A 15,271-nucleotide genomic window follows, 5' to 3' on the forward strand; every position below is an offset into this window, starting at 1 on the left:
GAACCATGAAGATTAAACCTATACTTTTTGCATTGCTGCTGTCGGTTTTCGCCGCCTCATCCTGCAAGAATGTGCTCGATATGGCGCCCGACGGGAAGCTGACGATGGAAGAGATTTTTGCGGATAATGATAAGGTCGGCGCATTTCTCAACAGCTGCTATACCAACATTCCCGTAAAAGGTACCCGCTACTTTTTTTGGAGCCGCGGGCCGGTGGATTGGAGCGACGAAGCCTGGGACACCGACGCTGAGGCCGAATCGTGGATCATGTCCGGCCGGATGTACAATGGTGACGCCTCCGCCGGCAGCCACCCGATCACCAACATTAGCGCCGACGGCGGAAATGGCGATTACTGGGCCAGATATTGGAGCGCGATCCGCAACTGTACCTTGTTTATCAACCGCATCGACGCGGCTACTGTGAAAAATCCCGCTGACCGCAACCGCTGGAAAGCCGAGGCGCATTTGCTGCGGGCCTATTATTATTCCGAATTGCTGAAATGGTTCGGTGCCGCGATTCCCATCGAAAAAGACCTTTACGAGTTCTCCGACGACTTTTCTTCGGTAGAGAAAGCGGGTTACTATGACATTGTAAAGTTCATTATGGAAGACTGCGACGTGGCGCTGGGCACGGCCGAGCTGCCGTGGCGCATCACCACACCTGCGGAGGGTGGCCGGGTGCATAAAGGTTTGGCCGAGGCGATCAAGTCGAAAATGATCCTTTTTGCCGCCAGTCCGCTCAATAATGCTGGTCAGGACCTTTGGCAGGAGGCTTATCAGGTCAATAAAAAGTCTTTGGAAAATCTGCGGACGAATGGTTACGAGCTTTATAACCGAGTGAATTTGCCGCAAACCTATCTCGCTGAAACTGCCTATCTGGGCCCGAATAAAAACGAGAAGACGGCGATTTACAATGAATATTTTACCCAGGGCATGAACTACTCGGCCAGTCCGGTGGACCGCGAAACGATTTTTCAAAGCAGGGAAAATCAGGGAAATATCTGGAACATTGATGGTATCGGCGCGCAGGATGGTTACAAATCAGGCACCTGCCCAACGCAGGAACTGGTGGACGCCTACGAAACCTCCGACGGTCAGCCGATTTTGAATCTGGACAAACCGTACTTGGACGAGCAACATTTGCAGCCCAACTACAACGCGGCCAATAAATTATACGATCCGAACAATCCGTACGCCAACCGCGATCCGCGTTTCTATGCGTCCATTTATTACAATGGTTCAAAAAGAAAGGCAATGTGGAATTTCGCGGAATCTCCTGAATCGGTAGAAAACTATCCGGCGCCGATCGGAAACCGGACGCGGATCATTGCTACTTATAATGGTGAGCCTCAAACCGGAATCCACCCGACCACCCGCCGCGCAACCCGTACCGGCTATTTTGAAAGGAAATTCCTGCACCCGAATTCCGGCGGTGATAACCCGATAGCGGGTGCAAACTGGAAACTTTTCAGGCTGGGCGAGATCATTCTAAACTTCGCTGAGGCTGCGGCCGAAGCTGGGCAGCTGGTGGAAGCGGCCAAGGCCGTGAACGAAATCCGTACCCGTGCCGGGATGCCGAATTTGCCCGCTTCTTTGTCCAAAGCCGATTTAATAAAACGAATCAGGGCCGAGCGCCGCGTGGAACTGGCTATGGAAGAAAACCGCTACTTCGACCTGCGCCGCTGGTCGCTGCCGACGGATGATTTGTCGAAAACCGACCGCTGGGTGACGGCGATGGACATTACCCGCAACGCAAATGGCACATTCACCTACAAGCGCCGCAATGTGCGGGCCACGGAAAGGAAGAATTATACCAACAAATTCCTGTGGGTGCCGATCCCGCTCGATGAGGCGAACAGGCTGCGCTCGATCACGGGAGCAGATTGGCAAAACAAAGGCTGGTAATCCATCACGGTTTCAAAGATTTAGACGATCATTTGTATGATAGCATTTATAAAAATTTACAAAAAGACTGCCCTGGCGCTCCTGATGGGATTATTCTTGGCCGCGCCAAGTATTGCGCAGGACTTGGCAGAGACGATTAACGGACTGGTGCTTGACCAGTTTGGCAAGCCGCTGGCGGGCGTGGTGGTACAGTCGGAAAATGGCAAAAATGGTACTTCCACCAATAGCAAGGGGGAGTTTTCGATGAGTGTGGACGATGGCAGCGAGTCGATTATTTTTTCGATGGGCGGTTACCGTAACGAGAAAATGAAGGTGGCAGACAAAGCCGAGCTGGAAGTAAGGCTGAAACCCGATGCGCACCGCCGAGACGAAGTGGTGCAGATGGGGTACACCACGCAAATGCGGAGCGAAATCTCCGGTGCGGTTTCGACCGTGCGGGGTGAAGACCTGGAAAGATCGCCGGTAGCGAACCTGACCCAAACATTGGCAGGCAGATTACCCGGCGTAACCACACAGGAAACCTATTCCGAACTATCCCGAACCACCACGAACCTGTACGTCCGCGGCCTCTCCGCCGCCCGGGATGCCGGCCCGCTGGTGATGATCGACGGGATCATTAATTCCTACAACTCCAACCAGACGCTGGATTACATTACGGCCAATGAAATCGAGTCGATCACGGTGCTCAAAGATGCTTCGACCCAGGCGCTCTACGGCATCCAGGGTGCAAATGGTTTGCTGGTGATCACGACCAAAAGAGGCAAAAAAGGGCCGCTGCAAATCAAAACCCGCTTCGATGAATCGGTGCAGCAGGTGACAACTACGCCGGCATTTTTTAGCTCGGCGGATTATGCGCAAATGCGAAATCAGGCTGCGATGAATGATGGCCTGGGTGCGAATTATTTATTTAACCAACAACAAATTGATGGCTACCGCTCTGGCGCCGACCGGATTGCCTACCCGGATAACAACTGGTACAAGCGCTTCATGAAGGATTTTGCGACCATGCAGCGGGCGAGCGTGAATGTGACGGGCGGGAATGATAAGGTGCAGTTTTTCTCCAACATCAACTTTATGCACCAGGGCGGCCAATTCAAAACCGACCAGACGCGGTACGATCCGAATGCCAATAATATCTGGATCAATTACCGCTCGAATGTGGATATGAACCTGAACAAATACCTGAAAGCCTTTGTGCGGCTAAGCGGTAATGTGAAAAGGGAGCGGACGCCGGGTGCGAGCAATGCCGATGTTTACAAAAGTATTTTTCAGATCCCGCCGACCATGTTCGGCCCGGTAACATTGCCGGTGATGGATGGCTCGGACGAAGTGGTGGATCCGGGAGGCAAAGTGATCACGACCGAGCGCGTGGATTCGCCGACTTACGGTATGCTGAACCGCACGGGCTACGTCCGGCACACGGTTACCAATATTACCTCCCAGTTTGGCCTAGACCTGGATATGGGTTTTCTGACCAAAGGTTTGAACCTGACGGGGGTGCTGGCTTACCAGACCAACTCGGTGGGAAGCCTGGCCACGAGGCAGGACTATGAAAGATATGTAGCCACGAGCGATTCGAGCAGCACCACGGGTTTTGTAAAAAAGGGCGCGCAGAATGATACGCCGCTGGCTTATTCCAAAAGTCACTCCTATTACTATCATTTGACCTATAATGTCGCAATGAATTACAAGCGCGATTTCGGGCGGCACCGGGTAGGGGGTATGGCTTATATGTTTTACCAAAACCTGACAAAAGCGGAAAATGATTCGGCGAGAATGCTGCCGTACAACCGCGTGAGCTCCGGGGTGGAAGTTTCGTATGGTTTTGACGACCGCTACCTGGTGAAGTTGGATATGGGTTACTCAGGCTCGGAACAGTATGCCAGGAGCACCAGGTACACGACGACGCCAGCGATCTCAGCGGCCTGGGTTTTGTCAAATGAAGCTTTTTTGAAAAATAACAACCTACTCACCAACCTAAAATTGAGGGCCTCCTACGGGAAAACTGCCAACGACCAGAGCGGATTAGCGAGATATGCGTACCTCGATAATGTGACGGTCGGCGGCGGCGGGCCTGTGGGTTACCTGCAATACAATGTGACGGAAGGGCAGGTAGGGAATCCCAACATTCAGGCAGAAGTTTCTAAAAAGATAAATTTGGGCATTGACCTAGGCTTGTTGAATTCCTGGACTTTGTCGGTAGATGTGTTTAAAGAGAAGATGAACAATATGATCGTAGGGGCACTGTCTACGATCCCGCTTTACCAGGGTATCCCCCTTGATAACTATCCTAAACTCAACACCGGAAGCTATGAAAATAAGGGAGTTGACATTAATTTAAACTATTCCAGGTCATTGACCAAAGATCTGATGGTGTACGGCGGCGGTTATCTGACTTATGCCAAAAACAAGATCATTAGCAGAAATGAGGGGCTAAAAACTGAGGATTACGTGTACCGTAAATGGGAGGAGGGTTATTCTTTTGGTCAAAAATTCGGGTACCTGGTGGATTATAGCAATGGTAACGGATTTTTCAACTCGCAATCTGAAATAGACAACAGCAAGCTGGCGTACGGCTTCGGTACCCCGCGCCCCGGCGATTTGAAATACCGCGATCTGAATGGTGACGGAAAAATTGACGAGCGCGACAAAGCGCCGGTCGGTACCGGAATGTTGCCCAGCCTGATCTACGCGGTTTCCGGTGGTTTGAAATACAAAAACTTTGACCTGAACATTCTGTTCCAGGGTATTGGCAACTATTCGACGATCGATACGAGCGGGATCGGGATATGGGAAACTTCTTTTGACGGCGTTTATGGAGCGCTCCATCGCAATGCCTGGACGGCTGAACGCTACGCCAGCGGGGCGGAAATTACCTCGCCGGCATTGTCGCTGGGAACGAGTACCAACCACCAGCCGAGCGATTATTATCTATACAACCGCTCTTATTTAAGATTGAAAAACGTTGAGATCGGCTACACATTGCCTGAATCCATTTCACGCGCGATCCTCGCAGACAAAATCAGGGTGCTGGTGAGCGGGCAAAATCTGATCACCTGGGACAAGATGAAATCGAAGGATTTCGGGCCTGAGGGCGGCGGCTATGCGGCATTTCCGGTTTACAGGGTTTTCAATGCAGGTATCAGCGTGATTTTCTAACCAAGGCATTTTTTTGAGATGAAAAAATATAAAATAATTCTTCTGACAGCAATGGTTTCGGGCATGCTGTTCTCCTGCAACGAAAAGCTCGACCTGCCTTCCGACGGCCGAATTACGATGGACCAGGTGTTCAGCGACTACAACCGGACGCGGGGATATCTGAACTCGTGCTACGGCCACGTCCCCAAGCCATATATGGACCGAGCATCTTTCACCGACGAGGCGCAGGACGCCGACGACATTACGCCGGGCTCGAAATACGTCGTTTGGTACGGCGGCAATGTTACCTCGCTGACCTACAAATCGAATTCGGCAGACGGTAGCCCGTGGGGAACATTGTATGAGGGTATCCGCAAATGCAATGTTTTTATAGAAAATATCGCAACCGCCACCTTGTACGCTCCGGAAGGTGAAAAAGCTTCTTGGACCGCGCAGGCGCACACTTTACGCGCACTATACTATTTGCAGCTGATCAAACGCTACGGCGGCGTCCCGATTTTCGACAAGCCGCTGGGCATTGATCATGATTTTTCGCAGGATAAAAGAGCGAGTTTTTCGGAGGTGGTGACATTTATTCTGGCTGATTGTGACAAAGCATTGTCGTACCCCGCCACCCGCGATGGACTTTCGTGGGATATTTATGACAACCAATACGGCGTGATGACGCGGGCGGTGGCTTATGCGATCAAGTCGCAGGCTGTGACTTATGCTGCGAGCCCGCTCTGGACCGACGGGACTTACAACTGGGAAAAAGCGACGGCGATCAACGCGGAGGCGCTGGGGCAATGTCTGGCAAACGGTTACCAGCTTTTCAGCCAGAAACCGGCGGCTGATATCGCGCAGAATGCTTATGCGCTGTACTTTTTCACAAGTTCCAACGACCAGCGCGCGACGGACAAAGAGACGATCTACCATGCCGGAGATAACATGCAGGTTTGGCGGTTTGCAGGCATGCCGACCAATCCTGGCATGGAAAGAACCGGTCCCTGCCCGACGCAGGAGCTGGTAGATTCCTACGAAATGGCCAACGGGCAAACCCCGATCACCGGCTACTCCGACGAAAACCGGACGGTGCCTGTCGTGAATGCGGCTTCGGGTTATAAAGAAACGGATCCGTATGTAGGCCGCGACCCGCGGTTTTATGCATCGATTTATTACAATGGCGCGGTGCGTAACTTGGATGCGCCGGCCGGCAAAAAGGTGGAAACATTTGTGGGTGGGGCGGAGGAGATCTCTTCGATCAACCGGAAGTTTACCCGCACGGGTTACTATCTGAGGAAGTTCAACAATTTCAGATCGGGCCAGAATAATGATGCGGACGGTGCAGTACGGTTATTCAGGCTGGCGGAGCTTTATCTGAATTTCGCGGAGTCGGCGAACCAGTCGGTAGGGCCGGATGTGGCGGTGAAAGCGGGTACCTTATCGATGACGGCGCGGGAAGCTGTGAATGCGGTGCGGACGCGGGCAGGCATGCCAGGATTCCCTGCCGGAATGTCCAAGACGGCTTTTGAAACAAAATACCGCAATGAGCGCCGCGTGGAGCTGGCATTTGAAGAGCACCGCTTTTTCGACGTCCGCCGCTGGAAAATCCTTGACCAAACTGACCGCTTCGTGACGGGCATGCGCATCGCCAAAAGTGGGACCAACTTTGTGTACAAACGTTTCAAATTCGCCAACCGCAATGCATTTTCGGACAAATACCTGATGTACCCGATCGATCAAACGGAAGTGGATAAGATTGTTGGATTGTCGGGGGCGGACTGGCAGAATCCGGGGTGGCTGGATTAATGAAATAAAAGGACAACATGATAAAACAAACCATAGCCCTCATTCTCCTGGCGGCGCAAGCGGCGCTGGCCCAACCCCTCGCTGGGACCGACGACCTCGGCCGCACATTACCTCAAAACGAAACCGTCGGCGATCCAAAAGCGAACCGACAAGTCGGCATGTTCTACTTTCTATGGCATGATGTGGCCCCGGCGAAGCATTGGGACCTGAACGAAATCGTTACCAAACATCCCGAGGTGCTCGAAGATTTTGACAATCCGGAGTGGGGCGGAGATCCGAATAATGTGGGGATGTATTACTGGGGGCAGCCGATTTACGGTTATTACAAAGCCGATGATTACTGGGTACACCTGCGCAGCATTCAGCTGCTGACAGATGCCGGTGTGGATTTCCTGGTAATCGACGCAACAAACCGTTTGACCTATCCAAAACAAGCCGACGTCCTCATGAAAGCGATGGACGCTGTGCGCGCCCAAGGCCGGAAAGCGCCGAAAATTGTTTTCTATACCAATACCGAATCCGGTGAGACGATGCAGGAGGCGTATGATATGTTTTACAAAGAGGGCGCGCCTTACCGCCACCCGGAATGTTGGTACGAGCTCGATGGCAAACCTTTGATTATCGGTATCTCTAAAGAAGCGGAGGGCAAGAACTTCAAGTCTTTCTTCACATTTCGCGAGTCGCAGTGGCCGACGGAGGGGCAGAAGGTGAATGGCTGGCCGTGGATATCATTTACCCGGCCGCAGAAGGTACATTATAATAGCAAAGGTGAGGGCGAGATCATTAATGTATCCGTGGCGCAGCACCCTAACCCGACCGCCGGCATGGGTGGTTCGGCGTTTTACGGAAACAAGGATAATTGGGGCAGAAGCTATCACAATGGGTCAATGGGCGAGCCGAAAAAAGACATTGCCTATGGCTACAACATGCAGGAACAGTGGGATTTCGCGCTGAAACAGAATGTGCCTTTTGTATATGTTACCGGCTGGAACGAGTGGATTGCCGGAAAGTTTAAAAGTCACGATAAAAACCCGGAACATTCGTGGTTTTGCGACCAGGCCAGCCCGGAGTACAGCCGCGACATTGAGCCTTCGCTGACAGCGGGTTTGAAAGATAACTACTATATGCAGCTGGTCGCCAACATTCGGAGGTACAAAGGCGTGGAGGCGAACCCAGCATTGAGCGCGGTGAAAACTGTAAGGGATTTGAAGGATTGGGACGATGTGCTACCCGTTTACAAAGATTACACCGGCGATACCCAGGAGCGCAACCACCCCGGTGCGCCGGTGGATCCGCCGGTAACTTATGTCAATAAAACCGGCCGCAATGATTTTGACCAAATGAAAGTGGCCCGCGATGCGAAAAACCTGTATTTCCATGCCAAAACAGTGGCCGAAATCTCCCCTAATTCTGGCGACAACTGGATGCGCCTTTATATTGACACAGACCGAAAATCGGCCACCGGCTGGAAGGGTTATGATTATCGCGTGGTGGGCGGCAACACTTTACAGCAGTATAGGGCTGGAAACTGGTTTGATGTGAAGAAGGTAACATATACCGTCAGCGGAAACCAAATGATGTTGACAATTCCAAAAGCATTTTTAACCAATCTGAAAAACCCGTTGAATCTGGAATTCAAATGGTCAGACGCCATGCAGGAGGAAGGAAATCCGCTGGATTGGTATGTGAATGGGGATGTGGCACCTGGGGGGCGGTTTAACTTTGTTGTAAGTCAATAGTTTTTGTTTTTGCTCCGATGTAATTCTTCCATGTCATGCTGAGCGGAGTCGAAGCACGTCACTGGCTCGGCACATTGCAAAAAGCGTTGTTCTTAATCAGTAGCGTGCTTCGACTCCGCTCAGCATGACACGAAAAAGAACGTAGCGACAACTTTATAGATTACGAATTTTAAATAAAACTATGTCTAAATACATTGTACTAATTTTCTTTTTACCGTTCCGTCTCCTCGCCCAAAATATCACCGCCACCGATGCCGTCGGCCGCACATTACCTTCTTATGCCGAGGTAGGCGATTTGAAAAAGGACAAATACGTAGCGCTGTTTTATTGGACCTGGCATACGCAGCAGGCGAAAAATAATCCGCCTTATAATGTGACGGAGTACCTGAGCCGCGATCCGAAGGCGGTGCATGATTTTAACAATCCGATCTGGCCGAAGCATAATAGTCCGTGGTTTTGGGCGGAGCCGCTTTTTGGGTATTACATTGATACCGACGAGTGGCTGCTGCGGAAACATGCCGAAATGCTGGCAGACGCGGGTGTGGATATGATCATTTTTGATTGTACGAATGGAAATCTGACCTGGAAAGAATCGTACATGAAGCTTTGTGAGGTTTTTACCAAGGCCAGGAAAGATGGTGTGAAAACGCCGCAGATATCATTTATGCTGCCTTTTTGGACCACCGATGGTGGGAAGGAAATTATCCGGGAGATTTACAATGATCTTTATAAACCGGGCAAATACAAGGACTTGTGGTTTATGTGGAAGGGTAAACCGTTCATCATGGCGTCGCCGGAATTTACGGAGCCGATCAAAGGAAAAAGTGCTGAGCCTGCTTTGGAAAAGGAGATGCGTCAATTTTTCACATTTCGTCCCGGGCAGCCGGTTTATAATAAAGGTCCTGAAAAGCCGGATCACTGGGGATGGCTGGAAATTGCGCCGCAGCATGGATTCAAGAAAAACGAAAACGGAGTTTTCGAGCAGGTACCGGTGGGCGTAGCGCAAAACTGGACGAAGGAGCGCGGCCTGACGGCTTTGAATGCGACGGGTTCTTTCGGCAGAAGTTACACGAATGCGAAAGGCCACATTACAACGCCGGGCGCGGTGAATTATGGCTTCAATTTTCAGGAACAGTGGGATAGGGCGCTGGAAATCAATCCGGAGCTGGTATTTCTGACGGGCTGGAACGAGTGGATTGCAGGGCGGTACGATGTGTGGCAACAGCAGACCAATGCTTTTCCGGATGAGTTCGACCAGGAGGGCAGCCGCGACATTGAGCCGATGAAAGGCGGGCATGGCGATAATTATTATTACCAGATGGCAGCCAACATTCGGCGGTTCAAAGGCGTGGAAAAACCGCAGGCAGTTTCCGCGCCGGTAACATTGGCGATGGATGGGAGATTTGAGGATTGGGTAAAAGTAACTCCTTCATTTACATCATATAAAGGCAGTACGATCCACCGGGATAGTCCGGGCTGGGGGAGTTTTGTTTACAAAAATACCAGTGGCCGGAATGACATTGTGCTGACAAAAGTCGCACGGGATGCGGAGAACATTTACTTCTATGCGGAAACCGCCGCGCCGCTAACGCCGAAGGGAGATCCGGGCTGGATGCGGCTTTTTATCAATGTTGACAGAAATAAAAATACCGGCTGGGAAGGTTATGATTTTGTAATAAACCGCTTAAATCCGGGTGAAAAAGCGACTGTGGAGAAGACAGAGGCGGCCTGGAACTGGCAGAAAGCGGGAGAGGTAACTTATTCAGTCAAAGGAAATAAACTTGAAATCAAAGTCCCGAAAACCCTGCTAGGCATCAGCGGCGAGCCCAATTTTGAATTTAAATGGAGCGATAACATGCAGCACGACGGCGACATCATGGATTTCTGGATCAGTGGTGACGCGGCGCCTGCGGGACGATTTAACTTTTTCTATAAGCCATGAAAACGGTTTTCAAATGGATGTTGACGGCGATGGCAATGCAAGTTCCTGCATTGCTTTTTGCGCAAAATGAGCAGTATGTGGATGGTCGGCCGTCGGCGAAGTTGCGGATGAATTTCAAGGATACCGGCATTGTGATGCGCTATGGCGACGGGCCGGACAGCAGTGATACTTATGGCGCCCGGGAAGCGGTCGTGAATAAAGAGGGGGATACTTACTATCTTTTTTATGATGGCGCGGGCAGTAAAGGCTGGATTTCCTGTCTGGCCGAAAGCAAGGATTTGAAATCCTGGAACAAAAAGGGCACGATTTTAACATTAGGCGACGCTACCAAAAACGATTACAAAAGCGCCTCCTCGCCCTGGGTGGTAAAGGAGAAGGATACCTGGCACATGTTCTACATAGGCACGCCCAATACCACGCCAGCACCTTACCGCATTCCAGCGTTCCCGTATTTGACCATGAAAGCGCAGGCGAAATCGCTGGCCGGCCCGTGGACAAAACAATATGATGTGACGCCGCTGCCGCCGAAGGAAAATAGTTATTACACCGTCACTTCCAGTCCGGGTTACATTGTGAAGCAGCAAAATGAATATATGATGTTTTTCAGCGGAGCAACTTTGGAAAACAAAATCACCCGAAGGACGCTCGGCATCGCGCGGACGAAAGATTTAAATGCTTCCTGGAAAATCGAGGAAAAGCCGCTTTTCCCGCTGGAAGAGCAGATTGAGAACTCCTCGGTTTATTTTGAGCCTAAAACCAAAACCTGGTTTCTCTTCACAAACCACATTGGCATCAATGCTAAAAAAGAAGAATATACCGACGCGATCTGGGTGTACTGGACGAAGGACATTAACCACTGGGATGCTTCGAACAAGGCGATTGCGCTCGATAAGCAAAATTCTACCTGGGCGCACGGCGCGATCGGGATGCCGACGGTGATTGCGGTGGGGAACAGGCTGGCGCTGCTTTACGATGCGGCCGAGGGCGAAAGTACCAGCCACATGCACCGGAGCATTGGGCTGGCCTGGGTGGGCCTGCCGCTGCAAGTGCCTCAGAAATAGCTGAATGTTGACCAAAACAGTATAAAAACACTCTCCCCCAGTTTTATAACTGGCAACATTACATTGCCCAATTCCTAAACCACCAAAAAGAATTTCCTGGATTGTATGATCAGATCGAAGAACCTGAGGACTTCCGTCGTGCTTTGCGTCACGACGATTTTCATTCTCTATGCCCAAAGTTGCAGCGCGCCCAAGAACAAATCTTCCAAACAATCGGTCACCAAAAATGACGCTTCGGAAAATGCCGACATTTATGCCGAGCATATCCGTACCAGCAAATTCCAGACGCCCGAGCAGGAAAAGCTGGATTTTCAGTTGCCGCCGGGTTTTGAGGTAACATTATTCGCCTCCGAGCCGGACATTACCAAGCCGATCAACATGGAATTCGACGATCGCGGGAGGCTTTGGGTGACGCAATCTTCGGAGTATCCGATTGCGGCCGGGATGGGTGACGGGCATGACCGGATCACGATCCTGGAAGATAAAAATGGTGACGGGAAGGCCGAAACATTCACGCATTTTAATGATAACCTCAACATTCCGATTGGGATTATGCCCATGTCGGACGGAGCAATTGCATACAGCATTCCCGATCTGACTTATTTCACAGATGAAAATGGCGATGGAAAAGCCGACAGCAAAAAAACGCTGGTGGCCGGTTTCGGGCACAAGGATACGCACGGCATGGTGAACAACCTGATCCGCGGATATGACGGCTGGCTGCATGTTTGTCATGGTTTTTCCAACATTTCCAATGTGGCGGGCAGTGACGGGGATACGATTAAAATGAACTCGGGAAACACATTTCGGGTAAAGCTCGATGGTAGTCGCGTAGAGCAGACCACTTTCGGGCGGGTGAATCCGTTTGGTTATGCTTATGATGAAAAGGGTTATTTGTATTCGGTGGATTGTCATACGAAGCCGATTACGCAGTTGATTTTAGGCGGGGACTATCCGCATTTTGGTAAAAAAGCGCCGGTAGGTTTGGGCTTTGCTCCGACCATGATGAGCTACGATCTGGGCTCTACGGCATTGGCGGGGCTTGTTTACTACACCGGTACCCAATTTCCGGAAACTTACCGAAACAGCTTTTTCACCGGCGACGTAGTCACCTGCCGCATCGACCGGAATACGATTTCTTACAAAGGTTCGACGCCCGTTTCTAAAAAAGAGGAGCCGCTTTTGGTAAGTAAAGACCCGTGGTTCAGGCCGGTGGATGTGAAGCTGGGGCCGGACGGCTCGATATACATTGCTGATTTTTATAACAAAATCATCGGACATTATGAAGTGGCTTTGAACCACCCCGGCCGCGACCGGGTGAGTGGCCGCATCTGGAAAATCACTTATAAAGGCGACCAGCCGCACCAGGATATGAAGGTGACCGACTGGTCGAAAGCGACGATCGAGCAGCTTTTGGAAGGATTGAAACATCCGCAGCTGAATACAAGAATGAAGGTGGCCGACCGGCTGGTGGATACCTGGAAAGACAAGGCGATCCATCCGGTAAAGGCCTCTTTGGTCTTAAATGCTGCGAATCAGGCGCCCTATGTGCATGGTTTGTGGGTTTTGCACAGACTGAATGCTTTGGATGACGCAACATTGGACAAAGCTTTGAACCACGAAAATCCGGTGGTGCAGACGCATGCATTACGAATTTTAATCGAAAGGAAATCACTGACGGACCGGCACAGGCAAATGGCAATCAAGGCATTATCGGCTAGTGATCCGTTTGTGCGGCGCACCGGGGCGGAGGTTTTGGGGCATTTTCCGAAAGGGGAAAACCTGGCACTTTTGATGGATGTGTTTGAAAAAGCTGACGCGGAGGATAGTCATTTGAAATACACGGCGATGCTTGGGGTTAGGAACAATCTCAAAGATCAGCGAGTCATGTGGCAGGTTCCGGCGACGAAATGGACTGAAAATCAGCTCGCGCTTTTGACAAAAACCATGCTGGATGTACCCTCAACTTCGGCGGCGTCTTTTGTTTTGGATTATACTTTAAACCATGATCTGGCTTCTAATGATTTGGTTAACAACCTGGAATACATTGGCCGGCATGTTTCGCCTTACCAGCTGGATAAAGCGATTGATCTGATCAATAATAAGTTCGCGAGTGAGCCGGAGATACAGTTATCATTATACAAAACCATCCAGGCAGGTGTGAAGCAGAGCGGCGTGGAGCCTAGCCAGAAACTTGTTGCCTGGGGGACCAAATTGTCGACCCAGTTTCTTTCAGGAATTTCTGAAAGTGGAGAGATATGGAAAAGCAGATTGTTGGTCAAAACCGGCGATCAGCTGAATCCGTGGACGGTTTCGGAGAGTTTTCTGACGAATGTGATGCCCGCTTTCAGGATTATTTTGAGTGAAAAAAATGGGTATCTGCCCAAAGGTGCTTTATACTCGGTGCCTTTTAAGTTGCCTGCGAAATTGTCGATGAATGTGTTTGATAATGACATTCACAACAAGCCTGAGAAAAAAGGTTTGTCGAACAACTCGGTGAAAATCAGGTTGGCGAATGGTGGGAAAGTGATCGGGGAGTATAGGCTGAACCAGGTGGAAACCAGTCAGTTTAAGGATTTGATTAAAAATACCACATTTAACCTAAGCACTTACGAGGGGCAGATGGGGTACATTGAGGCAGTGGATAGCTCGGCGGCAGGATCGCTGGGTTTTGGAAAACTGGAACCGGCGGTGGTGGAAATTCCCGCGAAGGCGCCTACCGTGATTGCAGACCAGCGGATTATGGCGGCGGACATTGCAGGTGAATACCGGGTAAAAGCTTTGGAACCGAAATTAAGGGAAATGCTGAAATCGGACTGGCTGGATTACCGGGTGCGCAGCGCGGCGGCAGGTGCCTTGATGAACATTGATCCGAAAGCGAATGTACAGGTCCTGGCGGAGGTTTTCAATGATCCAGCCGAGGTACCGGCTTTGCGCGAAAAACTGGCGATAGCCATGCAGCAGGCATCTTCTCCCTCGGTTTTTGAAATATTAAAAAAACAACTGGCGGGCGGCGCGCGGAATTTGCAGGTGGTGATCGCGACGGTGCTGGCGAACAGTCAGGAGGGGATCAGCTATCTTTTGAATGCATTTAAAGACGAGGAGGCGAGTCCGGATATTGCCAATGAAATTGCCGTGCAGGAGCGATTGGCGATACATTCCAATGCTGCCCAGAAAACGCAGATGGAAAAATACCTGGCGACCGGCGCCGACGAGCGCGCAGAAAGACAAAAGCTGATCGATGCGCGGATTGCGACATTCAAACCGACGGCGGAAGTGGCAGTGTACGGAAAGTCCGTTTTTGTACAGAATTGCAGCGGCTGCCACTCGATCCAGGGAGCGGGCGGAATGGTAGGGCCGCAGCTCGACGGCATCGGAAACTGGGGTACCAAAGCATTGACCCAAAAGATTCTTGACCCGAACAGGAATATAACCGAGGCATTCCGGACTTATAACATTACATTGAAGAATGACAAAACGCTGACCGGCCTTTACCGGCGTACCGAGGGCGAAACGATGGTATTCGCGGACCTCACCGGGCAGGAGTTTTCAGTTGTTAAAAATGATATGAAAGAATACCGGGCCTCGAAATACACGTTGATGCCCGACCAGTTTCGCAACATCATTCCCGAAAAGGATTTTTACGCGCTGCTGGATTATTTACTTGGAGTTAAATGA

Annotated in this window: 7 protein-coding genes; all 7 read left to right on the plus strand. The window is 50.9% G+C overall.

What is annotated here, in order from left to right; genetic code table 11:
* Positions 1-5 precede the first annotated feature (5 nt).
* Entirely contained in the window at positions 6-1,904 is a 1,899-nt protein-coding gene (locus FEN17_RS14655; protein WP_138366093.1) for a RagB/SusD family nutrient uptake outer membrane protein, read from the plus strand.
* 36 nt (positions 1,905-1,940) lie between these two features.
* On the plus strand, positions 1,941-5,063 hold the full coding sequence (locus FEN17_RS14660; protein WP_138366094.1) for a SusC/RagA family TonB-linked outer membrane protein: 3,123 nt from the start codon (positions 1,941-1,943) through the stop codon (positions 5,061-5,063).
* An 18-nt stretch (positions 5,064-5,081) separates the two neighbouring features.
* A complete protein-coding gene (locus tag FEN17_RS14665) occupies positions 5,082-6,851 on the plus strand; it encodes a RagB/SusD family nutrient uptake outer membrane protein (protein WP_205748162.1) in 1,770 nt (589 codons plus the stop codon).
* 17 nt (positions 6,852-6,868) lie between these two features.
* Entirely contained in the window at positions 6,869-8,590 is a 1,722-nt protein-coding gene (locus tag FEN17_RS14670) for a hypothetical protein (RefSeq protein WP_138366095.1), read from the plus strand.
* 181 nt (positions 8,591-8,771) lie between these two features.
* Complete coding sequence (locus FEN17_RS14675) at positions 8,772-10,532, plus strand: hypothetical protein (RefSeq protein ID WP_138366096.1); 1,761 nt, start codon at positions 8,772-8,774, stop codon at positions 10,530-10,532.
* On the plus strand, positions 10,529-11,593 hold the full coding sequence (locus FEN17_RS14680; RefSeq protein WP_138366097.1) for a glycoside hydrolase family protein: 1,065 nt from the start codon (positions 10,529-10,531) through the stop codon (positions 11,591-11,593). The genes FEN17_RS14675 and FEN17_RS14680 overlap by 4 nt, the downstream gene beginning before the upstream one ends.
* Before the next feature lie 105 nt (positions 11,594-11,698).
* Positions 11,699-15,271: a PVC-type heme-binding CxxCH protein gene (locus tag FEN17_RS14685; RefSeq protein ID WP_138366098.1), complete on the plus strand. Its 3,573-nt coding sequence runs from the start codon at positions 11,699-11,701 to the stop codon at positions 15,269-15,271.

The sequence above is a fragment of the Dyadobacter luticola genome (assembly GCF_005860805.1).
GTDB classification, from domain to species: domain Bacteria; phylum Bacteroidota; class Bacteroidia; order Cytophagales; family Spirosomataceae; genus Dyadobacter; species Dyadobacter luticola.